The sequence below is a fragment of the Methylotuvimicrobium buryatense genome (assembly GCF_005931095.1).
Classification (GTDB): domain Bacteria; phylum Pseudomonadota; class Gammaproteobacteria; order Methylococcales; family Methylomonadaceae; genus Methylotuvimicrobium; species Methylotuvimicrobium buryatense.
Genome location: NZ_CP035467.1, coordinates 3,011,250 through 3,033,059, shown reverse-complemented (window position 1 = coordinate 3,033,059; position 21,810 = coordinate 3,011,250). Strand labels below are relative to the sequence as shown.

Sequence of the window (21,810 nt, the reverse complement as noted above, 5' to 3'; positions counted from 1 at the left end):
TACAAAACCCGTCCGGCGGTGATGTATTTTTTGTGCTCAAGATTGTTGGTCTATACCTTGTTCCCGGACTTGAGAACAAGGCAAATGAGCGTCTTGGTTTTTCCGGCTATTGCAAAATACTAAATGACGCATCCAATAACACGGGGCGTTCGATTTGCTTGCTGATGTAATCGCGAAGCGCGGCGACATCTTCCGATACCAACGGGTCGGAACTGTGCAGCTTCACCGACAAGCGCACTTTTTTGCCAATCGACACAACCTCGACATCGTCGACTTCTATCGTTTTATCGTTCACCTTATAGGTTTTCGCATTGATTGCGTTGGTAATGCGGCTGTGGACCGCGGTGTTGACGAAAGAATGATAGAGCGGCACGCTGACTAAGAATAATAGCAACAGCGATAAACCGAGTCCCCGGTTGACTCGAAATATCGTCGAATAACCTAAAAATAGAAAGGTAATTGCGGCGGCGAGCGCAATGCCGGCAAAGTTGGTCAAAAATAACAAGCCGGTGCCGCTAATGATATTCCAGTCCCACCAGGCAATGCCGATGCCCATCGAACACAGCGGTGGTACTAAAGCGACCGCGATAGCGACACCCGGCAGCGTTCTGAGCAGGGTCGCCTTGGCATGCGTATAGGCGGCAGCGCTGCCCGAGATGATCGCAACGCCTAAATCCAGCAGGCTTGGTTGCGAGCGGGCACGGATTTCGGGGGTTAATTGTTCGTAAGGAATCAGTAGCGCGGTAATGATCGACACGAACAGACCCAAGGCGATGCCGATGCCGAACACCGTCATGCCGCTTCTGAGTAATTTGCTGTCGTTGCGTAAAATGCCCATCGATAGCGACACGATCGGACCCATAAGCGGCGCCAACACCATCGCGCCGACGACGACCGGGCTACTGTTAAGATACAGGCCGAAGGTTGCCAGCATGCTGCTCAAGATCATTAGGCTAATATAAGGCCCGGATAGCTTGGCGTTGTCGCGTAGCATCAAAAACAACTCCTTGAAATCGGACTCGATCGCGGTCGAGAAGAAAGGCATTCTCTTTTTTAAGCGGTTAACATGCTCTGCGCTATGTCTGAGCGGTTTAATTTTGGCCGTGTCCTTCGCGTCGTCATGAATGACTTTATGCACGGCTTTGTAGCGTTCGCCGACGTTGATCGCAATGCCTTGAGGAATGGTTTTCAACGAGATACGTTCGGCTTTGCGCTGCCGGCTGTCGATCGCATACGAAAAGCTATTGGGGCTGGATAATTCCAACGTGGCGCTCTTGATATAACCGACCGCTTTCGGTAAATGACTGACCGCGCGAAGCTTGCAATAAATCGCGATCATCAAGAAATTGAGAAACTCCATGACCGATGAAGGCGCCAAAAAAATTGCCGATAATTTGCCGTCTTGTGATGATATAGATTCGTTGATGAGATTCGCGGCGAGCGTTTCGATATCGTTTTCAATGACCAACACACCGGTGACGGCGGTCTCGATATGCTGGCCTTTTTCGGTCGTGACCGTCAATTCGAAGGGTTTGAGTTTGGATAGATTGGGAATACTGGCAATAAATTCGTTTACTTGCTCCCGTAACGGTTTTTTTTCATAAGTATGCTGGCGCATCGTGATGAAAGGCGCTTCACCGATCAAAACCGTCCAGATGACCGCTTCGTCGTTACACAGCAATAAATCCACAGGATATGCTAAGGCAGGGTCTAACGCACGCGGAACCGCATCCTCGATTTGTTCGGCAATGTTGAACAATCGGCAAATAATCGACTTATCCTTGGCCGGCAATAAGCCGACACTGAATTGATAGCGATGGGCTTCGCGTAATAATTGGGACAGTTCGCTGTTGGTCAAGAGACTCACGACATGTGTTCGGCCTCCCAGGAAGGCTGCAGGATCGTTCATAAACTCGTCGAGCAATACCGGTTCCAATTCTCCGCCGTAATGAATTGCGGCTTCCAAGGCGCTGCGGAGCCGAACCGAGTTTTCGGGCTGCTGATGAATCAATAAGGTTTTTTCCGTTGGCGTCATGATACCTCCCCAATTGTTATTATGAGTGTCCGGTTGATTCTAACATGTAGAAAATAAATGGCAGCCAATTCGTTTTTCCGTTGCGCGGAGAGCTGTCTAAGAGAAAAGAGTCCTAGCTAACCCTTCAAATTAATGGATGTCTTTATTCTTCGGAAGTGCCGGCACTACGGCAAAAATAATACCAAGGTTTTTTAAACCGGCCTTGGCTCTGATAGTCATATCGGTGATAAATTGAAACTGCTGGTAGGGTTCGATCGGATAAGCCCTGATACGGTAATGCGTGCCCCAGGGCTGATCCTTGACGACCACGGCAATGGGTATCTCGAAATTCAAATAAGGGCTGGTCAATGCGACATCGTGCAGTAATTGTTTCACCCGAGCCCCGTCATGATCCGGGTGCAGATAAAAATTGGCCACGCATTGCAGAGCCGGCGTCCCGTTATTGGCATTCAGAATCGGTTCGGTCCATAGTTTGATGTGCGGAATATAAGCGGCGGTATCGTCCGGCGTGACGATTTGTACGGCGCGCATACCGATATGCTTGACTTCGCCGTATATGCCGTTAATTTCAATCCAGTCGCCGTTATGATAGGGTCTTTCGCCGACCGCGACGATGCCGGCTATCAGGCTACTGACAAAGTCTTTGAAGGCAAAGCCTAAGGCAATGCCGAGCGTTCCCAGTAACGGTATCAAATTCTGCAGCGAAGGCTCGATGATGCGAGGGACGATCAAAATAAACGCTGTCAAGATCAAAATTAACCGTAATAGAGGTATCATCGCTAATATGAACAGCCGGGAGGCGCCATGAAGACGGTTGGCAGTCCATGTAAACAATTTTTGTATCGCTTGAATGAGCAGAAGAGCGCCGAAAATAATTAAAAGCACCTCCAGGAAGTTTCCTAAGTGGGGCTCGATGAAAATGTCTGAAAGCTTGTCTTTACCCATGACCGTCCTTTAGAAATCGTCCAATAGAAAGTTTTGCGCGTTTAAATATTGCCGGCTGGCAAGATAGCCCATTGGCGTAATTTGCCAGTCTTCATGATGCAGACCGACGACACCTAAGGACGTCAAGCGCAATAATAAGTCCATGATTTGATAGTCGGAAAAGGGCAAAACTTCAGCTAAAGCGGAAACCGGCAAACCGTTGTGAATCAGTAAGGCATGCAGGATCAGTGCAATATTTTCATCATTCGCGTCCGGTATGATAGCGCCTTCGGTGAATTGACCGACCCAAATCGTAAGTTCTGATGTCGATTTTTCAAGTGATTCTTTGTTCGGTTCATCTCTCAAGCTTTCGCGCCAAAATTGTCTAGCGATTTCGGCATTGCCCTGGCAGCGCATAGCCAATTGCTCCAAGTCTTTGCTAGCGCCATTATTTTCTTCTTGCGAGTCGGGTAAGACGGCTTTTCCGGTTTTGGCGTTGAGAAATATCGGCTGTTTGTTGTGTGCGGAATCCGCTAATTGCGAGAATAGGATTGAGAGTCGTTCGCCGTCGAAAGCTCGAAGCGTCAATGCATTGCTGCTCGGAATGAAACAAACTCGGCGTAGGTAAGCCCAAGACCAGCTATCGCAACCGATAAGGCCGGTTCCTAAATCGCCGTTCAACGCCAGCGCTAAAAAACGTCGTATCAGTGCCAATCCTTCGGCGTGGCGCAAAAAACATTTGTCCAAATTCGGCAAGACCCAACAGGTCTGTGAATCGGGCCAGTGATTTAGCCAAGATTGGTCGTTGTCGAGTATCTGTTCTTGTTTGGGTTTTGCAATCAGTCGAGCACTATGCCGGCCGGTCCAGCGGGCAAGAATTTCGCCATTGCCCATAAAGGGATGGCCCACGATGAATTTAACCGGACTATCGTTTGGTTGGTTTTGTATCCAATCATCCAGTGCGCAATCGAGAGCATCGACGGCCGCATGCCAATCAATCTCGGGAACCAACTCGTCCAAGCGTGCCCTTGAAAAAGTCTGTAATGCCTCTTCGGATTTTATTTGCTCCGATGAATGGTCGGTATTGGTAAAAAGGCGCTTGAACATTCGCCATTTTTGCCGCGCAACATCCGCACTTAACACAATGGGACACTCAAAATCGCTAATCGGTATGTATTCCCATAATGCAATCGCTTCGGGCTTTTCAGCTTTTTCGCTTGGTTGGCTATTCATGATAGGCAAGGCCCGTTCCTCTTATTGCTTTATGAATGGGATAGTGCAGCTGTTCGAAGTATAACGAAATTAAAATAAGTTTGACCGGTTCTGGCGAAAATTCATTCTAAGCCTCGTCAGCATAAACCTAAAAGAGCATGAGTGCCTCAAACTACCGTTCGCCCTGAGCCCTTCGGCTACGCTCAGGAGAGCCATGTCGAAGGGTGAAGGGTAGTTTGAGGCTTCACCCTGCTGGTGAAAGTGTTGTAGACCGTACATGCTTCGACTTGGCTCAGCACGAACGGTCTACAACACATGCCTACTGCTCTTTTTAGGATAAAGGCTTACCCCAAGATAGAAAATACCGGATACTAATTTTAAGCACAAGCAAAGCGCTATTAGATTGCTTCCGGTGTGGGAGTTCAGTATATTGCACGAAGGTTCCCGTGAATCGTTTTACAGGAACCATTAGCTGAAAAATCTCTTTTAGTTCACTACTCAATACGACAACAGTGGGAGTAAGATCATGAGCGAAAAAGATGCGTATGTAGAAAAAATGAAAGCCAAACTCGACGAATGGAATGCCGAGATTGACAAGCTACAGGCCAAGGCGAAGCAGGCCGAAGCCGATGCTGAGATTCAATACAAGCAAGAAATTAGCGATTTAAAAGAGAAGCGTGATGAAGCTTCGGCAAAACTCGAGGAGCTCAAAGCAGCCGGAGAGGGTGCCTGGCAAGACCTCAAAGGCGGTTTGGATAGCGCGTGGGATTCGATGAGTCAATCGTTCAAATCGGCTGCTTCAAAATTCAAATAAGAATTTCAAACTCATAAAAAAGCCTCAATTACAATCAACCCGGCCGGGCTAGAATTTGAAAACTTAAATTCAGCCCGGCCCACTTCAAGACTTTCTTCCTTGTTTTAGTATCATCTCGACTACCTAAATTTTCATAGCACGCTTGTCGTTTATTGGCGATTGCTTGCCAGGTGGTTTAACATTCATGGAATTGTAGAGGCGATTGAATATTTAAACCGAAAGCAAGAAGGCCAAAGCGCGTGGAAAATATTTTCCGAAACGAAAACTGTTGGCGAATTGAAAAAGCGCATCGGGCCGCTTTTGTCATAGACGGCGAAAATTATTTCCGGGCTTTGTATGAAGCATTTCAGAACGCTCGCCGGTCGATCATGATCGTCGGTTGGGATGTGCATAGCCAATTGCGCTTGATTCGAAACGGCGAAACCGCCGAATGCCCTGAAGAGCTTGGAAAACTGCTCGATTTTTTGGCTAAACGGAATCCGGGTCTGCAAATTTATGTGCTGAGTTGGGATTTTGCGATGATCTATGCGATGGAGCGCGAGTTTTTTCCCCGCTACAAATTGCTATGGAGTACCCGCAAGCAAGTCCGTTTTTGTCTGGACGGGGAACATCCGGTTGGCGCGTCCCAGCATATGAAAATGGTCGTCATCGACGACGCGGTCGCCTTTGCGGGCGGTTTGGACTTGAGCAAATGGCGTTGGGATACTTCGGAGCATTTACCGGACGATAAACGCCGGATCGATCCCGACGGCGAAGCCTATCCGCCGTTTCACGACATACAGATGATTGTCGACGGCCCGGCGGCGCAAGCACTCGGCGAATTGGCCGGCGAACGCTGGCGAAGAGCTTACGGAGAAGCGCCGTTGATCGACGAACGGATCGAGATCGTCGATCCCTGGCCGGAAAGCGTTACAGCGGACTTCAACGATGTTGACGTCGCGATCGCGCGCACCTGGCCCGCATATCGCGATTACGGCGAAGTGCGCGAGGTCGAACGGCTCTATCTGGATACGATTGCCGCGGCGCGGAAATTCATCTATATCGAAAACCAGTATTTGAGTTCCTTTCGAATCGGCGAGGCATTGACGGCGCGTTTACAAGAAACGGACGGGCCTGAAGTGATCATCGTGCAGCCGAAAAAAACCGGCGGTTGGCTCGAACAGCATACGATGGATGTGTTGCGGGGGCGGATCTTGTTCAAATTACGCGAGGCCGACCGCCATCGGCGCCTGCATGTGTATTATCCGAGAATTTCCGTCGATCCGGAGGTGGATTTGATGGTGCATGCAAAGGCGATGGTGATCGACGATTGTTTTGTTCGCGTCGGTTCATCGAACCTGAGTAATCGCTCGCTCGGTTTCGATTCGGAATGCGATTTGGCGATCGCGGCGGAGGAAGGCTCTCCGGAATCGAAAGCGATATCGGCGTTTCGTAATGGTTTGCTGGCCGAACATCTCGGCACGGAAATCGAGCAGGTAGCGAAAGCGTATAGTGAAACAGGAACACTGGCCGGCGCGATCGAATCGTTGAGCAAGGGCGAGCGTCGGCTCTTGGCGTTAGACGGCAAAATTCCCGATGAAGTCGATCAATGGGTGCCCGAATCCGAATTATTGGACCCTGAGCAGCCGTTAGAGCCGGACGAGTTGTTCGAATATCTTGTCGACCCGAAACAACAACTCCCCGTTTTCAGGCATATGTTGAAAAACGTGTTGTTGATCGCTATTTTTCTGGTGGTTGCGGCATTATGGCGCTGGGCCGACTTGGGCGAATATTCGGTTTTCGACACAATCGAAGCTGCCTCTTTGTGGTTGCAACAACAGCACTACACATTTCTTTTGCTTCCGTTTCTTTACATCGCGGGCGGTTTGTGTTTTTTTCCGGTTACAGTGCTGCTGATAGCCACGGTGCTTTTATTCGGGCCCTGGCAAGGCTTTTTGTATGCGTTGATCGGCGCCGAATTGAGCGCGGTGAGCATGTTCTTGATCGGACGAAGGCTCGGGCGCGATAAAGTGAGCCGATTGAGCGGCGATTTATTGAACAGTCTGACTCGGAAATTCTCCGAATCCGGGCTGAAATCGGTCATATTCTTTCGTATTTTCCCGGTGGCTTCGTTTTCAATCGTCAATTTGATCGCCGGCGTTTCCAAAATACGCCTATACGACTTTGCGCTCGGAACGATGATCGGTTTGCTGCCTGCCTTATCCGTTTTGGTCATTGTGGCTTACGGCATTACCGTGGCGATACGCGATTCGGGATCGAGTTATTTCGTCGGATTAATGATTGCAATCGCTTTATCCGGTGTTGCTTTGTCCTTTTTTCTGGGGCGTCTGCGAAAAAAATACGGAAAAGGGGCGAGCGGCGGAAGCGGGAGCATATGAAGCTAAGAGTCGCGACTTACAACATTCACAGTTGCATCGGCCGGGACGGTGCCAGAAATACGACCCGTATCGCTCAAGTGTTGAAAGAAATCGATGCGGACTTGATCGCATTGCAGGAAGTGGAGACATTGATCGCTCATCCCGAAAGCGTGCTGGCGGAACTCGAACAAGCCGCGGTGGCGAACGCGATCAGCGGGTTCACTTATTTGGCGAAGCATGGACATTTCGGTAACGTGTTGCTGTCTCGCATTCCTGTTCGCGCAGTGAAGCATATCGATATCAGCGTGCCCGGTAGAGAACCGCGCGGCTTGATCGATGCGAAGCTGACGCTCGACAATAAGAACCTGACGATACTGGCGACTCACCTGGGTTTATCCCCGGGAGAACGGCGACGGCAAGTTCGAGGCGTGTTGTCGACATTGGCAAGCAGCACCGCCGATGTCAATATCGTGCTGGGCGACTTTAACGAATGGTTGTTATGGGGACGTTCGATGCGCTGGTTGAAGCGCCGCTTCGACAATATGCCGGCATTGGCGACATTTCCGGCTCATCGTCCGCTACTGAGTCTGGATAGAATTTGGGTCGATCCGGCGGAACGCATGATTTCAATTAAAGTTCATGAATCGGAACTAAGCGCAGTCGCTTCCGATCATTTACCATTGATAGCCGAGATTGAACTCTAAATTCCCGGCAATTTTGGGTTTGATAAGTTCTGAGCCTGAGTGATATGAATTTCGGGCCGACTTACATCGCTGACGGACTAAAACAATGAAACATAAGACTGAGCTAGGGTCGAAAGGTAAATAAAATGAAAACATTAATGAAACAGATGCTCGTAACTATCGTTTGGCTACTCTGCTTTCTATCCGAAATTCATATCGCTCAAGCTCAGGATTTATCGAAATTATTGACCGGCAATGATGCTAATGAAAGTGCTCCTGCACCGGGTCAAGTCATTACGGTAACGCACTTGAAACAAAATGATAAAAAAATAGAAAAACGTTTGCTGCAGATTTTCTCAGAGCTGGATAATTTAAAGGACATAAAAGTATCCGTTAGTAATGGTGTTGTAATCTTAGAAGGAGAAATTATTTCAAAAGCAGCGGAAACAAGAGCTATTCAATTTGCCCAACAAATCGAAAGCGTTGTCGAAGTTGAGAACCGGTTAGTTATTGATCAAAGTATCACAAAACGTTTTCCGGAGACGATCAATAAAATATCGACGTTCGGCAAGCAGTTGATCGCCGGACTTCCCTTGATTCTAATGGCGTCTCTAATTTTTTTAGTATTTTGGGCATTGGGCGGTTGGCTTTCTCAACGCACAGCACTTTTTCGTCGTATTAGCGTTAACAATTTCATTGCCGAATTATTGGGAAAGATCACCCACTTTGTTTTTATACTAATAGGCATTGTCCTAGCGCTAAACCTATTGGATTCTGTCGCATTATTGACCACAATTCTCGGTGCGGCCGGTATTTTCGGTTTGGCCGTTGGTTTTGCTATACGAGATACAGTCGAAAATTTTATCGTAAGTATCTTGTTGAGCATTCGAAATCCTTTTGAAATCAATGATTTTATTGATATTGAAGGCCGGCAAGGCAATGTCGCTCGTCTGACGTCACGAGCTACTATATTAATTTCACCGGATGGCAATCATATCCGTATTCCGAACTCCACGGTATTCAAAGCCACGATAACCAACTTTACACGAAACCCTGTGAGACAATTCCAATTCGATATCGGTGTAGGTACCGCCCACGATTTGTCAAGAGCTCAGGCTGTAGCGTTGGCCATGCTCAAAACGATACCCGGTATTTTACAGGAGCCAAAACCTTTAGCCATTATTCATGAGTTAGTTGGTTCCAATGTAGTGATGCGTATTTTCGCTTGGGTAAACCAAACACAACATGATTTTTTAAAAGTGCGTAGCGAGGCGATTAAATCCGTGAAGCAGGTTTTCGACGAATCATTAATCACGATGCCGAATCCGATTTACGATCTTAGAATGACTCATAACCAAGAATCGTCCCAGGAAACAAATCAACAGCAAGTTGAGACAGCTTTAAAAACAGACCTTCAAAACATCGACAATCAAACTGAGGAAGTCCATGATATGACAGTCGACCGCACTGTCGAAAATCAGATTTCAAAGGAAAATATAGAAGGTAAAGTTGAAAATCTTTTGGATCCGAATACACCTTCAGAGTAATAAATCTGAAAAGAGCAGTGTAACTATTCGGCCACTCCCTTCTTTTGTCGGCAATGATTTGTCGTTTGCATAGGGGAGTGAGAGAGCCGGTCTTACCCTCGTATTCGAGTAAAGAAATGATTTTGTGACTTAGACTCAACGCTGTAAAGCGTTCCTGACACATAAAAATTCGGAGAGACGACCATGGCAAAAAAAGACACGCTCGAAAAATCCGCTGGCAAGGCTTGGTCGAAATGGGGGCCTTATCTCAGCGAACGGCAGTGGGGAACGGTGCGTGAAGATTACAGCGACAATGGCGACGCCTGGAATTATTTTCCGCATTCGCAATCGACATCGCGCGCCTATCGTTGGGGCGAGGACGGCTTGGGCGGCATCAGCGACGATAGTCAGCAGCTTTGTTTCGCGCTGGCGCTTTGGAACGGCCGAGACCCGGTACTGAAAGAGCGTCTGTTCGGTTTGACCGGACCGCAAGGCAATCATGCCGAGGACGTCAAGGAATATTATTACTATCTCGATGCGACGCCGAACCATAGCTATCTGAAATATCTTTATAAATATCCGCAGGCCGCATTTCCCTACAAAGACCTGGTCGAGACGAACGCCGGACGCTCCAAACTCGAATCCGAATATGAATTGATCGATACCGGTATTTTCGAAGAAGATCGTTATTTCGATGTCTTCGTCGAATATGCAAAGGCGGATCCCGAGGATATTCTAATCCGCATCGGCATCGTGAATCGCGGGCCGGACGACGCATCGCTCCGGGTGCTGCCGACGCTGTGGTTTCGCAACACTTGGGCGGGGTCGAATTGGACGGCCAAGCCGCAACTGAACCGGGGCGAAAGCGGAAACGGCGCGAGTGCGGTGTCGGCGAGTCATGCGGAATTAGGCGATTACCAATTGATTGCCGAAGGCGCGCCGGAGTGGTTGTTCGTCGACAATGAAAGCAATAACCGCTTATTGTTCGGTGGCGAAAACCATAGCCCTTATGTCAAGGACGGCATCAACGACTCTATCGTGCTAGGCAAGCAGGATGCCGTGAATCCGGAAGAATTCGGCACGAAAGCCGCGGCCGATTACGCGCTGACCGTTCGGCCTGGCGAAACGAAAACCGTCAAACTGCGCCTGCGGAAAGCGGACGGCGAAGCGAAAACGGCTTTCGAGGACTTCGACGCCATCTTCGAGCAAAGAACCCAAGAAGCGGATGAATTTTATCAGAAGTTGATCGGCGAACTACCGGGCCCGCAAGGGCTTGTGTTGCGGCAGGCTCTGGCGGGCATGATATGGACCAAGCAATATTACGAATTCGATGTCGGCCGTTGGCTCGACGAGCATCACGGTAAGGCTACCCGCAACGGCGATTGGGGGCACATGCGCAATCACGACATCATTTCGATGCCGGACAAGTGGGAATATCCGTGGTATGCGGTTTGGGACTCGGCTTTTCATACCTTGGCGCTGGTATTGGTCGATCCCGATTTCGCGAAGGGGCAGCTCAGCTTGTTTCTTGACGAACGTTATCTACACCCGAACGGTCAGATTCCGGCTTACGAATGGAATTTCAGCGACGTCAATCCGCCGGTACATGCCTGGGCCGTGCGCATGGTCTATCGTATCGATCGCGAGCGCCGGGGCGAGGGCGATATCGACTTTTTGAAGAACGCCTTTGTCGGTTTGGAGCGCAATTTTCATTGGTGGGAAACGCGCAAGGGCCCCGACGGCGATGTTTATCAAGGCGGCTTCTTGGGTTTGGACAATATCGGCGTATTCGACCGTAGCGAACATCTGCCGACCGGCGGCCATATCGAACAGTCGGACGGCACCGCCTGGATGGCGCTCTATGCGCAGAACATGATTCAGATCGGCCTGGAGTTGAGCAAGCACGATCCCGGCTATCAACAAAAGGTTATTGCTTATCTCGATCACTTTTTGGGAATCGCCGCGGCGATGCATGATATCGGCTGCGAACACCGGGATATGTGGGATGACGAAGACGGCTTTTTTTATGATGTGCTGCGTTTCCCGGACGGCAGCTCGACACGTTTAAAAGTACGCTCACTAGTCGGCTTGTTGCCGTTATGTGCGGTGACGGTGATCGAAGCCGATACCTTGGCGCAATTGCCTGAGCTCGCGGCTCGCTATGAAAAACTGGTTCAGCGTAAGGAGCATCTGGCCGAGAACATTTCATGTCCGATGACGCCAGGCATCGAGAATCGCCGCTTGCTGGCGATCTTGGATGAAGAGAAATTAAGGCGCGTGCTGACCCGCCTGCTCGACGAACAAGAGTTTCTAAGCCCTTACGGCATCCGCTCGTTGTCCAAATATCATCAAGATCATCCCTATCAGTTTCATTGGGAGGGTCAAACCCATACGGTCGCTTACATACCGGGCGAGTCCGAAACCTATATGTTCGGCGGCAATTCGAACTGGCGAGGTCCGGTGTGGCTGCCGGCCAATTTATTGATCGTTCAGGCCTTATTGACGATGCACACCTATTACGGCGACGATTTTAAGATGGAATGCCCGACCGGTTCAGGCAACCGGCTCAATCTGTTTCAAATCGCCAAGGAAATTTCATGTCGGCTGATGGATATATTTATGCCCGATCAAAACGGTAGACGGCCGGTCTTCGGTGGCGCCGAAAAGTTTCAGAGCGATCCTCATTTTCGTGATCATCTGTTGTTCTATGAGTATTTTCACGGTGACGACGGTTCGGGTCTGGGGGCCAGTCATCAAACCGGCTGGACCGGAACCCTGGCGACGCTGTTGACGATATTCGGTTCGCTCGATCATGAGGATTTGCTCAAAGGCGGCATGCAGGGAGTCGTCGAAGCATTGGCGGGAATGGACGAAAACACAACTCAGTAAGCGAGGTGACAAAATGAAGGTTTCACATTATCCATCGCTTTATCAAATCAATACACGTGTTCGGCATCGGCGGTTTTGCCTCGATCGGGGTGGGGCCGCCGGCATCGACGACTGGCCGGATGGCGAATGGCAAGGCATTGCCGAACAAGGTTTCGATTGGCTATGGTTGCTGGGCGTTTGGCAAACCGGTCAAGCCGGAGCGCAAGTTTCCCGAAGTCATGAGCCGTGGCAGCAAGGCTTTCAGGCCAGTCTGGCCGACTTGTCCGAAGACGACATCTGCGGCTCTTGCTTCGCGGTAACTAGCTATCGAACGGCGGAGTATCTCGGCGGAGATAAAGCCCTCGCCGGTGTGCGCAAAAAACTGAACGAGCAAGGGTTGAAGCTGATGCTCGATTTCGTGCCGAATCACACGGCATTGGACCATCCCTGGGTTCGGGAACACCCGGAATTTTATATTCAAGGCTCGAATGAAGATCTCGAGCGCGAACCGCAAAATTATATCGAGCTCGAAAGTAAGCAGGGTAAACAAGTCTTTGCTTACGGCCGCGATCCTTATTTCGACGGCTGGCCCGATACGCTGCAACTTGACTACAGCAATCCGAAAGTACAGGAGTCGATGATCGCCGAATTGCTTGCCGTTGCCGAATGCTGCGACGGCGTGCGCTGCGACATGGCGATGTTGATTTTACCGGAAGTGTTCGATAGAACCTGGGGAAAATCGATAGAGCCGTTTTGGCCGAAGGCGATCGCGGCGGTACGCGAGCGTTTTCCGGATTTCGTGTTATTGGCCGAAGTCTATTGGGATCTCGAATGGACGCTGCAGCAACAAGGCTTCGATTTTACTTACGACAAACGGCTTTACGACCGGCTTAGAGACCGGGTAGCCTGCCCGGTGCGCGAACATTTGGTCGCGGGTCTCGATTTTCAGAGCAAACTGGCACGTTTTCTCGAAAACCACGACGAACCGCGCGCCGCGCATACGTTTCCGCCGGAGGTTCACGAAGCCGCGGCGATCGTCACTTTTCTTTCGCCGGGCTTACGTTTTTTTCATGACGATCAATTGACCGGTAACAGCGTACATATTCCGATTCATCTGTGCCGTGGGCCCGAGGAGACCGCCGATCAACGCTTGAGCGAGTTTTACAGCGGTTTATTGCAGACTTTGCAAAGACCGGTGTTTAGAAGCGGCGAATGGGCATTGGCGGACTGCCGTCCGGCCGAAGACGGCAACGAATCCTGGCGGAATTTCATCGGTTATCGATGGCGATCGGTCGATGAAACGGTCTGGGTCGCCGTCAACTATGCCGCTCAGCCGGGCCAGTGCCGTCTTGAAGGAGCGCAGATACCGAAAAACGAAAATAACACGCAAGTCCTGTTGAGTTCGCAGCCGCAGAAGCCGGGCGTCGAAATGAACGAAGAGGGCATTCGGTTCGACTTTCCGGCGTGGGGCTATCGTGTTTTTACGTTGCCGGACTGACGAGTCAAATATGAACTCGTCGAACGATAGCCGGCACCGCGCCGCGCGCGTCGTAATCATCGGCGGCGTTTCCGGTTGCGGAAAATCGACGGTCGGCAGGGCGCTGGCCGAATATTTAGGTTGGTCCTTCATTGAAGGCGATGCGTTTCATTCCGAAGCGAATATAGAAAAAATGCGGCGCGGCGAGGCGCTGGACGATAACGACCGACGACCCTGGCTGGAAAGCTTGCACAACGAAATCATCTATCATCTCGATCGGGGTATTTCGGCGGTGATGGCTTGTTCGGCATTGAAGGCAAGTTACCGCGACATATTGTGCGGGGACGAAGTTAACGTGAGCTTTGTCTTCTTGAGTTGTAGCCGGGAAAGTCTGCATCGACGTTTGACGACACGGCAAGGCCATTTCCTGGGCGCCGAATTGCTCGATAGCCAGCTCGCGACCTTTGAATCGTCTCACGACATTCTTTTAATCGACAGCGAACAAGCCGTCGAAACGCTGGTTGAATCGATCGCGGATTGGCTGGCTTATTCTGGGAGCGAATGCGATGAAACATGACACCGAAATACTGCTGACCGGTTTGGCCTTTCCTGAAGCGCCGCGTTGGCGCGGCGATCGGCTTTGGTTTACCGATCAGCATGCGCGGCGTGTGATGACCGTGAAAACCGACGGACAGGCCGAGTGTATACTCGAAACCGACGATCTGCCGGGCGGACTGACTTGGCTGCCTGACGGAACGCCTTTGGTCGTTGCGATGACCGAGCGTGCCGTCTATAAGCTCGAAGACCGAGCCTGGACGCGATATGCCGATTTGTCCGCATTGGCACCGTTTCATTGCAACGACATGATCGCGACAGCCGGCGGCCGCGCTTATGTCGGCAACTTCGGTTACGATTTGCACGGCGGCGCGCCGCAAGCCAAGACTCATTTGATAGCGGTCGAAACGGACGGCAGTTGCCGGATCGCCGCCGAAGGCTTGCTGTTTCCGAACGGTTGCGTGATCACGCCGGACGGCGCGACATTGATCGTTGCCGAAACTTTCGCAGCGCGCTTGACCTCATTCACGATCGGCGAGGACGGCTTGTTACGAGACGCCCGAACTTGGGCCGATTTAAGCGAGTCAACGCCGGACGGTATTTGTCTCGACGACGAAGGCGCGATCTGGGTTGCCAGTCCCGGAACCGGCGAAGTGATCCGGGTCGAACAGGGTGGCAAAATATTGACCCGTATCAACCCGTTGGGCGTCCCTTATGCTTGCATGTTGGGCGGTCCCGGGCGCCGGACTTTGTTTATCACGACTTCCGAAACGGACGATCCCGATAATGCCAACAGTCTGAAATCGGGGCGCATCGAAATGGTCGAAGTCGATGTGCCGGGTGCGGGTTGGCCTTGATTTTCCATTAATCCATTACCTGAGTTCAGATTAACAAACCCATTCAGTATCAGACATGGCTTCCAGAAGACCTATGCAGGACTTCCGCTACGCTTCAACGGGTTACTTGGTAATTACGTGGCCTGTATGCGCCTTCAGGCCCAGAATGTCCTGATCTTTGGTTGTAGAAACTTGCTAATCAGGTAACTTGTTAGCAAGATGACAATAGGCACATGCCCTGCTAGACTCATCCCATGAAGCAGATTAACTGGAATGCGGAAAAGAACCAGCAGTTGATGGGCGAGCGCGGAGTTTCCTTCGAAGATGTCCTGTTCGCTCTTCAATCCGGTGGTTTACTTGATGATGGGCCTCATCCCAGCAGGGACAAGTACCCGAATCAGAGGCTGTTTGTGGTTCGAATTGATGATTATGCCTGGCTGGTGCCGTATGTTGAGAATGATAAAGAATTGTTTCTCAAGACGATTATTCCCAGTCGCAAGGCTACCAAGAAATTTCTAGGGGATTAGTATGGACAAGATTAAATTAGATCCAGAAGAACAAGAGCTGCTTGATGCATATGAGTCTGGGGACTTTAGGTCAGATCTGGATGTTGCTCGTCGGGAGTATCTCACCCAGGCAGCGGAAGAAACACTCAAGAAAGATAAACGGATCAATATCCGTATCTCCAGCCGTGATCTGGAGGCACTTCAGCGCAGAGCGTTAGAAGAAGGTCTTTCATACCAGTCTTTGGTGTCTAGTGTCCTGCACAAGTATGTCTCCGGCGGACTTAAGGACATCACTGCGAACAAGTCAGACCAGCGGACGCGCTAATGCGCGCCGCTGTCTTCTGCATCATGCTTTACAGGGGAGCTAAGATGCGCCTCTTGATACCTATGTCGTTTCTCTTCGCCGCATGAAGCGAAACAGGATTTTTCGGCAGGCCGTTTCAGCAAGGACAATATTGATCAGCATATCGCCGAGTCATTTGTGGAATGACTTATAGCTTTATTTCTACCGAGAGTTACAAAAAACGCGCTCGGCGTTTTGCAAAGCAACACCCTGAATTAAAAGAGCAATACCGAAAAACCTTGCAATTACTGTCTCAAACCCCTTTTCATCCGGCGCTTCGTTTACATGCTCTAAAAGAAAAATTAGCCGATTTGCATTCGGTATCTATTAATCTCAGCTATCGGATAACCATTGAAATGATCATTTCCGAAAAAGAGATCATTTTGGTTAATGTCGGTAGTCATGATGAGGTATATCAAGGTTGATCGGTTTACCGGCTTCCTTTTTTTCATAGCGATGGGTCTGGGTAACGAATGCTACATATTCTATGTGGTCTAGCGCACATACTCAGTAGCGATCAGTAGGATACCATTCGCCTTGTTTATGTTTGAAAGCTATACCCTTTGCCAGTCAAATTTCGGCGTCGGGGTGCCCGTCAAAGGACGCCGTGAATACGTCCATGTAGGCTCTATGACAGCATCCATGCTGCCAAAGCCTTTGCCGAACACCCCGACGCCTCCATACGCTAATGCCGAAATTTGAAGTGCGATAGGTATATTTTATCGACTGTTTTTGAAATCGGTTTCTGCTTACCAACTTAAGCCTATTTGCTCATGTAGACTAAGCCATTCCTGAAAGGCACGTACCTCATTCAGTTCTGTCTTGCGTCGGTAACAATCGGAGCTGAAACAGAGTATTTCTTGGAAGAATTAATGAAACCGACAGCATCCCACCTCGTGAAATCGCAAACCAAAGCGTCAAGCGGAATCGCCGGTTTCGATAACATCACCGGCGGAGGTTTACCGCTTGGACGCACAACGCTGCTGGTTGGCGGACCTGGCTCCGGCAAAACCATCTTCGCGCTCCAATTTTTGGTGCATGGCGCGCAGGATTGCGACGAACCGGGTATCTTTGTGGCTTTTGAGGAGACTTCACCGCGCATCATCGCCAATGCCGAAAGTTTCGGCTGGAAGCTCGATGAGTTGCAGGAGAAAAGCCTGTATTTCATGGATGCCCAGCCTTCGCCGGACCTGGTCCAGTCCGGCGATTTCGACCTGGGCGGCATGTTGGCGGCATTGGAAAGTCAGATCAAGGAAATGGGCGCACGGCGCATCTTGTTCGATGCGCTAGATATTTTGTTGCTGCTGCTACCCGATCAGACGGCCATCAGGCGGGAGATCTACCGCTTACATGAATGGTTATCGGTACACGAAATGACCGGCCTGATCACCTTGAAGGCCGACGGCGATCAGACCAGTAGCATCAGCCAGCAGCCATTCGGCTTCATGCACTTCATGGTGGACTGCGCGGTGATACTCAGTCACAACGTTGAGTTCGGGGTGTCGCAACGCAGTCTTCGGGTGCAGAAATATCGCGGCTCCAGCTTCGACGAAAACGAGTCGCCTTTCCTGATCGACTGGTCCAAGGGCGAGGGCACCACACTGGTCTGCACCAGTCTGCTCGACGAGATGTCCGACCAGGTGGAGAGCAGCTCGCAGTTGCAGATATCGGCGCTTGTGGACACCTGGATCCACCTCAGCTATCTGGTACAGGCCGGGGAACGCAACCGGGGTTTATCCATCGTCAAGTCGCGCGGTATGGCGCATTCGAACCAGGTACGCGAGTTAATTCTCAGCGATGCCGGGGTGACCCTGGCCGACACCTATACCGCAGGTGGCGAGGTGCTAATGGGAACCTTACGCTGGGAAAAGGAACGCGCCGAGCGTGTTGTACACGAGGCCGCCGAAGCCGCTGCAAAACTAAAGCGCGTGAAACTGGAAGCCGAGGAGGCCGATCTTGAGGTGCGCTTGAAATCGCTACAGGCCGAACTGTCGGCTAAACAGATCGAAAAAGACTTGCTGGTCCGCGACACCCTCAGTCACGAGGGCGAGATTTCGGAAAGCCGTACCCGGATACAAGAATTGCGCGGAGCTGATGGCGAAACCATGGCAGGGGAGAATCCATAATGACCCAACACCAGATCTTCGATTTCCGGCTCTATGTCGCAGGCGACGCGCTCAACTCCGCGCAGGCACTGGCCAATCTTACCAATCTTTGCCGGATCCACCTTCCGGATCGGCACCGGGTCGAAGTGGTGGATGTGTATCTGGAGCCGAAACGGGCGCTGGCGGACGGCATTTTCATGACACCGACCCTGGTTAAGCTCACTCCCTCGCCTACCAGAAAAATCGTCGGCAGCCTTAACCTGATGCACCCCTTGTTACTGAGTTTGGGACTGGCAATCCAGGGTAAACGCATTAAAACAGCATATAAAATCAAACGGTTACAATGCGTAGTGTTTTCAGTAATTTCATAGCGGCAGCCTTTATTGCCACAAAACAAAAAGCTAACAAATAAAATGTTATGCAAGCTTAGGTTGAATAGTCATAACATATTGATATGGCATTTATTTTAATGCGTTTACCCTGACTGGCAATCCCTGCCTCATGAACAGCGGGTCTCCAGCCGAGGGCGCCAATGAAGAAATTGTCGCCTTGATCGAATCGCTACACCGCACCGGCCAACGTCTGGAGGAACTGACCGCGGGCGAAGTGGATACGGTGTCGGACAGCAGCGGCCGGACCTTCTTGTTACAAAGTGCCCAGGAACACTTGCGACTCAGCGAGGCCGCCAAGCAGGCAGCCATCCTCAATGCACTGCCGGCGAATATCGCTTTGCTCAATGCCCAAGGCATTATCATCTCGGTAAATCAGGCCTGGCAACGATTTGCCGGCGAGAATGCCTTCCCGTACACCGGCTTCGGCATCGGCCTCAATTATCTGCAAATTTGCGACAGTGCCCAAGGTGAAGGTGCGTCAGAGGCTCATCAGGCGGCTGAGGCCATTCGTTCGATATTAACTGGCAGCATAACAAGCTTCTCGCTGGAATATCCCTGCCATTCGCCCACGGAACAACGCTGGTTTCTGATGACGGTAACCCCGATGGACGACAATCGTTCCAAGGGTGCCGTGGTCATGCATATGGATGTGACGGCACAACGGCAGACCAAGGAAGATCTGCGCGCGAGCGAATTGCGCTTTCGCCAGATGGCGGAAAACATCGGTGACGTCTTCTTTTTACTGGATGCCGTTGACAGCCGCATGCTGTACGTCAGCCCGGCTTATGAAGTAATCTGGGGGCACAGCTGCGAAAGTCTGTATAAAAATCCGCAATCATGGATGGAAACCGTTCACCCGGACGACCAGGCAGCGACTTACAAGACCTATCGGAAATCACTGATGGCAGTCGATGCCAATTTTCAGTTCCGAATTGTGCGCCATGACGGCTCGATTCGCTGGATCGAAGTGAAAAGCTATCCGGTCCGCGACGACGATGGTTCGCTGGTTCGTATCGCCGGCCTTGCCAAGGACATTACCGAGTACAAGGCAGCCGAAGCCAAAATCGCTTACCTGAACCGGGTATATGCCATGTTGAGCGACATCAACGCTCTGATCGTGCGCGAACATGACCGCGACAACCTGTTCAAGGAAGCCTGCCGGATTGCGGTCGAAGCAGGCGGCTTCCGCATGTCCTTGATTGTCATCATGGATCGGGGTTTGAAGCGGTTTATCCCGATTGCTTCGGCAGGTGGCGACGAGGCTCTACTGGTAGCCATCAAAGGTATCTTATCATCGAGCGAGAAGGTGCAAAAAAGCATGGTGGTTCGGGCGATACAGGAAAAGACGGCCGTCGTCTCCAACGACTCACAAAACGACCCCAAGGTGCTGTTAGGCGGGAAGTACGCCGAATTCAGCGTCCGCTCGATGGCAATCTTGCCCTTGATTGTTGCCGATGAAGTGGTCGGCGTATTCGCGCTTTACGCCAGCGAGATAGGGTTCTTCCGTGAAGAAGAGATGGCGCTGTTGACGGAACTGGCCGGCGACATCGCCTTCGCCATCGATCACATCGCCAAGCGGGAACGGCTGGATTATCTAGCCTACTACGACGAACTCACTGGGCTGGCGAACCGCAGGCTGTTTCTTGAGCGGGTGGCGCAGTACATGAGTAGCGCGATCGGCGGCGAGCACAAACTGGCCGTGTTGCTGATCGATCTTGAGCGCTTCAAGAACATCAACAACAGTCTGGGCCAGTTGGGCGGCGATGCGCTGTTGAAGCAGGTGGCGGAGTGGCTGACCGCTAACGCCGGAGAGGCCAGCCTGATCGCGCGGATGGGTGCGGACCACTTTGCGGTGGTGTTGCCGAAAGTCACGCAGGATGTCGATGTCGTCCGGCTGATCGAGAAAACCCTGGCAACCTTTCAGGAGCATCAATTCCACTTGCATGACGCTGTATTCCGGATTGCCATCAAGATTGGCGCGACCTTATTCCCGGACGACGGCGCCAGTGCCGATACCTTGGTCAGGAACGCTGAGGCCGCGCTCAAAAAAGCCAAGACCAGCGGCTTTCCCTACTTGTTTTACACGCAGAAAATGACCGAAGCCATGGCACATAAGCTGTCGCTGGAGAATCAGCTGCGCCAGGCGCTAGATAACGAAGAATTCGTGCTGCATTACCAACCCAAGGTGAATCTGGCCAGCGGCAAGCTGACCAGTGCCGAGGCGCTGATCCGCTGGAACGATCCGCGCACCGGCCTGGTGCCGCCGGCCCGGTTTATCCCTATCCTGGAAGAAACCGGATTGATCAATGATGTCGGCCGCTGGGCGCTCCACAAAGCTATCGACGACTATCTGCGCTGGCACAACGCGGGGCTGGCCGCCGTGCGCGTTGCGGTCAACGTCTCGCCGCTGCAACTGCGCGATCGCGGGTTTTCCGGTCAAATCCTGCAGGCTATCGACATTCACGAACAGGCGCCTTTTGGACTGGAACTGGAAATCACCGAAAGCCTGATCATGGCCGATGTCAAACACAGTATCGCCAGCCTGCAAACCATACGCGCCATGGGCATCAGCATCGCCATCGATGATTTCGGCACCGGCTTTTCGTCGCTCAGCTACCTGTCCAAATTGCCGGTGGATACCCTGAAGATAGACCGCTCGTTCGTGATCGAGATGACCGAATCAAGCGAGGGACTATTGCTGGTATCCACCATTATCAATCTGGCGCATTCGCTGAAGCTCAAGGTTGTGGCGGAAGGTGTGGAAACCGAAGAACAAGCGAGTATGCTCCGGCGGTTGCACTGCGACGAAATGCAAGGCTATTTATTCAGTAAACCTGTGCCTGGCGAGATTTTCGAAACCCGATTCCTGTCGCCGCTGCTGTTAAAGTAATTCCTGATTAGCAAGATGCTTCAGCTTGCTAATCAGATTTTGTTTTATGCATGTGGGAGCGCCGACTTCGGTACGATAAGGAATAGGCATGAAATAATTTGGATAATATCACCCTCTTCCTTTGGGAGAGGGAATAAAAAAGCCAAAGTTATTTCGTGCCTACTCCTAAGCGGAGCCGGAAGCGCTTATCTGCCCGCACCGTTCGCGGCCGGGTGGCGGCTCCCACAAACTGCCCGCCCCGCGCCGACGTGCTGGGTTCGGGTTGGCCTTGATTTTCCATTAAACCA

Annotated in this window: 17 protein-coding genes; 14 read left to right on the top strand and 3 right to left on the bottom strand. The window is 51.2% G+C overall.

Features of this window, described 5'->3' with window-relative positions:
• Positions 1 to 106: 106 nt before the first annotated feature.
• From EQU24_RS13575 to EQU24_RS13565, 3 genes are all read right to left on the bottom strand, one after another.
• Positions 107 to 2,035, bottom strand: a complete 1,929-nt coding sequence (locus EQU24_RS13575; protein WP_017838980.1) for a DUF389 domain-containing protein — start codon at positions 2,033 to 2,035, stop codon at positions 107 to 109.
• 129 nt (positions 2,036 to 2,164) lie between these two features.
• On the bottom strand, positions 2,165 to 2,980 hold the full coding sequence (locus tag EQU24_RS13570; RefSeq protein WP_017838981.1) for a mechanosensitive ion channel family protein: 816 nt from the start codon (positions 2,978 to 2,980) through the stop codon (positions 2,165 to 2,167).
• A 9-nt stretch (positions 2,981 to 2,989) separates the two neighbouring features.
• The gene (locus tag EQU24_RS13565; protein WP_017838982.1) at positions 2,990 to 4,192 is read right to left on the bottom strand and encodes a hypothetical protein; all 1,203 of its coding nucleotides are present in this window, start codon (positions 4,190 to 4,192) and stop codon (positions 2,990 to 2,992) included.
• Between the two features lie 505 nt (positions 4,193 to 4,697).
• Here EQU24_RS13565 and EQU24_RS13560 point away from each other — a divergent pair.
• The 14 genes from EQU24_RS13560 (at position 4,698) to EQU24_RS13495 (ending at position 21,523) form a co-directional block, all read left to right on the top strand.
• Positions 4,698 to 4,985 (top strand): sll1863 family stress response protein, encoded by a 288-nt coding sequence (locus EQU24_RS13560; protein ID WP_017838983.1) that lies wholly within the window; start codon positions 4,698 to 4,700, stop codon positions 4,983 to 4,985.
• 239 nt (positions 4,986 to 5,224) lie between these two features.
• Positions 5,225 to 7,363: a VTT domain-containing protein gene (locus EQU24_RS13555; protein WP_017838984.1), complete on the top strand. Its 2,139-nt coding sequence runs from the start codon at positions 5,225 to 5,227 to the stop codon at positions 7,361 to 7,363.
• Entirely contained in the window at positions 7,360 to 8,046 is a 687-nt protein-coding gene (locus EQU24_RS13550; RefSeq protein WP_017838985.1) for an endonuclease/exonuclease/phosphatase family protein, read from the top strand. Before EQU24_RS13555 ends, EQU24_RS13550 begins: the two co-directional genes overlap by 4 nt.
• Before the next feature lie 125 nt (positions 8,047 to 8,171).
• Positions 8,172 to 9,572, top strand: a complete 1,401-nt coding sequence (locus tag EQU24_RS13545) for a mechanosensitive ion channel domain-containing protein (protein WP_017838986.1) — start codon at positions 8,172 to 8,174, stop codon at positions 9,570 to 9,572.
• A 183-nt stretch (positions 9,573 to 9,755) separates the two neighbouring features.
• Entirely contained in the window at positions 9,756 to 12,440 is a 2,685-nt protein-coding gene (locus tag EQU24_RS13540) for an MGH1-like glycoside hydrolase domain-containing protein (protein WP_017838987.1), read from the top strand.
• 13 nt (positions 12,441 to 12,453) lie between these two features.
• Positions 12,454 to 13,917: an alpha-amylase family glycosyl hydrolase gene (locus EQU24_RS13535; RefSeq protein WP_017838988.1), complete on the top strand. Its 1,464-nt coding sequence runs from the start codon at positions 12,454 to 12,456 to the stop codon at positions 13,915 to 13,917.
• Between the two features lie 10 nt (positions 13,918 to 13,927).
• Complete coding sequence (locus tag EQU24_RS13530; RefSeq protein ID WP_017838989.1) at positions 13,928 to 14,473, top strand: gluconokinase; 546 nt, start codon at positions 13,928 to 13,930, stop codon at positions 14,471 to 14,473.
• The gene (locus EQU24_RS13525) at positions 14,463 to 15,308 is read left to right on the top strand and encodes an SMP-30/gluconolactonase/LRE family protein (RefSeq protein ID WP_017838990.1); all 846 of its coding nucleotides are present in this window, start codon (positions 14,463 to 14,465) and stop codon (positions 15,306 to 15,308) included. Before EQU24_RS13530 ends, EQU24_RS13525 begins: the two co-directional genes overlap by 11 nt.
• 233 nt (positions 15,309 to 15,541) lie before the next feature.
• Entirely contained in the window at positions 15,542 to 15,814 is a 273-nt protein-coding gene (locus tag EQU24_RS13520) for a BrnT family toxin (protein ID WP_017838991.1), read from the top strand.
• A gap of 1 nt (position 15,815) precedes the next feature.
• Positions 15,816 to 16,118, top strand: coding sequence for a CopG family antitoxin (locus EQU24_RS13515; RefSeq protein WP_014148174.1), 303 nt, complete (start codon positions 15,816 to 15,818; stop codon positions 16,116 to 16,118).
• Between the two features lie 161 nt (positions 16,119 to 16,279).
• On the top strand, positions 16,280 to 16,561 hold the full coding sequence (locus tag EQU24_RS13510; protein WP_017838992.1) for a type II toxin-antitoxin system RelE/ParE family toxin: 282 nt from the start codon (positions 16,280 to 16,282) through the stop codon (positions 16,559 to 16,561).
• A 447-nt stretch (positions 16,562 to 17,008) separates the two neighbouring features.
• Positions 17,009 to 18,262: an ATPase domain-containing protein gene (locus EQU24_RS13505; RefSeq protein ID WP_017838993.1), complete on the top strand. Its 1,254-nt coding sequence runs from the start codon at positions 17,009 to 17,011 to the stop codon at positions 18,260 to 18,262.
• Positions 18,262 to 18,612, top strand: a complete 351-nt coding sequence (locus EQU24_RS13500; protein ID WP_017838994.1) for a circadian clock KaiB family protein — start codon at positions 18,262 to 18,264, stop codon at positions 18,610 to 18,612. The genes EQU24_RS13505 and EQU24_RS13500 overlap by 1 nt, the downstream gene beginning before the upstream one ends.
• Before the next feature lie 130 nt (positions 18,613 to 18,742).
• Positions 18,743 to 21,523 (top strand): bifunctional diguanylate cyclase/phosphodiesterase, encoded by a 2,781-nt coding sequence (locus EQU24_RS13495; protein ID WP_017838995.1) that lies wholly within the window; start codon positions 18,743 to 18,745, stop codon positions 21,521 to 21,523.
• Positions 21,524 to 21,810: the final 287 nt, after the last annotated feature.

What these genes read in the sequence shown, in the direction of transcription:
- EQU24_RS13565 (WP_017838982.1), bottom strand. Translation starts at nt 4,192, where the DNA reads ATGAATAGCCAACCAAGCGAAAAAGCTGAAAAGCCCGAAGCGATTGCA.
- EQU24_RS13575 (WP_017838980.1), bottom strand. Translation starts at nt 2,035, where the DNA reads ATGACGCCAACGGAAAAAACCTTATTGATTCATCAGCAGCCCGAAAAC.
- EQU24_RS13525 (WP_017838990.1), top strand. Translation starts at nt 14,463, where the DNA reads ATGAAACATGACACCGAAATACTGCTGACCGGTTTGGCCTTTCCTGAA.
- EQU24_RS13495 (WP_017838995.1), top strand. Translation starts at nt 18,743, where the DNA reads ATGAACAGCGGGTCTCCAGCCGAGGGCGCCAATGAAGAAATTGTCGCC.
- EQU24_RS13540 (WP_017838987.1), top strand. Translation starts at nt 9,756, where the DNA reads ATGGCAAAAAAAGACACGCTCGAAAAATCCGCTGGCAAGGCTTGGTCG.
- EQU24_RS13560 (WP_017838983.1), top strand. Translation starts at nt 4,698, where the DNA reads ATGAGCGAAAAAGATGCGTATGTAGAAAAAATGAAAGCCAAACTCGAC.
- EQU24_RS13500 (WP_017838994.1), top strand. Translation starts at nt 18,262, where the DNA reads ATGACCCAACACCAGATCTTCGATTTCCGGCTCTATGTCGCAGGCGAC.
- EQU24_RS13570 (WP_017838981.1), bottom strand. Translation starts at nt 2,980, where the DNA reads ATGGGTAAAGACAAGCTTTCAGACATTTTCATCGAGCCCCACTTAGGA.
- EQU24_RS13545 (WP_017838986.1), top strand. Translation starts at nt 8,172, where the DNA reads ATGAAAACATTAATGAAACAGATGCTCGTAACTATCGTTTGGCTACTC.
- EQU24_RS13520 (WP_017838991.1), top strand. Translation starts at nt 15,542, where the DNA reads ATGAAGCAGATTAACTGGAATGCGGAAAAGAACCAGCAGTTGATGGGC.
- EQU24_RS13550 (WP_017838985.1), top strand. Translation starts at nt 7,360, where the DNA reads ATGAAGCTAAGAGTCGCGACTTACAACATTCACAGTTGCATCGGCCGG.
- EQU24_RS13530 (WP_017838989.1), top strand. Translation starts at nt 13,928, where the DNA reads ATGAACTCGTCGAACGATAGCCGGCACCGCGCCGCGCGCGTCGTAATC.
- EQU24_RS13535 (WP_017838988.1), top strand. Translation starts at nt 12,454, where the DNA reads ATGAAGGTTTCACATTATCCATCGCTTTATCAAATCAATACACGTGTT.
- EQU24_RS13515 (WP_014148174.1), top strand. Translation starts at nt 15,816, where the DNA reads ATGGACAAGATTAAATTAGATCCAGAAGAACAAGAGCTGCTTGATGCA.
- EQU24_RS13510 (WP_017838992.1), top strand. Translation starts at nt 16,280, where the DNA reads ATGACTTATAGCTTTATTTCTACCGAGAGTTACAAAAAACGCGCTCGG.
- EQU24_RS13505 (WP_017838993.1), top strand. Translation starts at nt 17,009, where the DNA reads ATGAAACCGACAGCATCCCACCTCGTGAAATCGCAAACCAAAGCGTCA.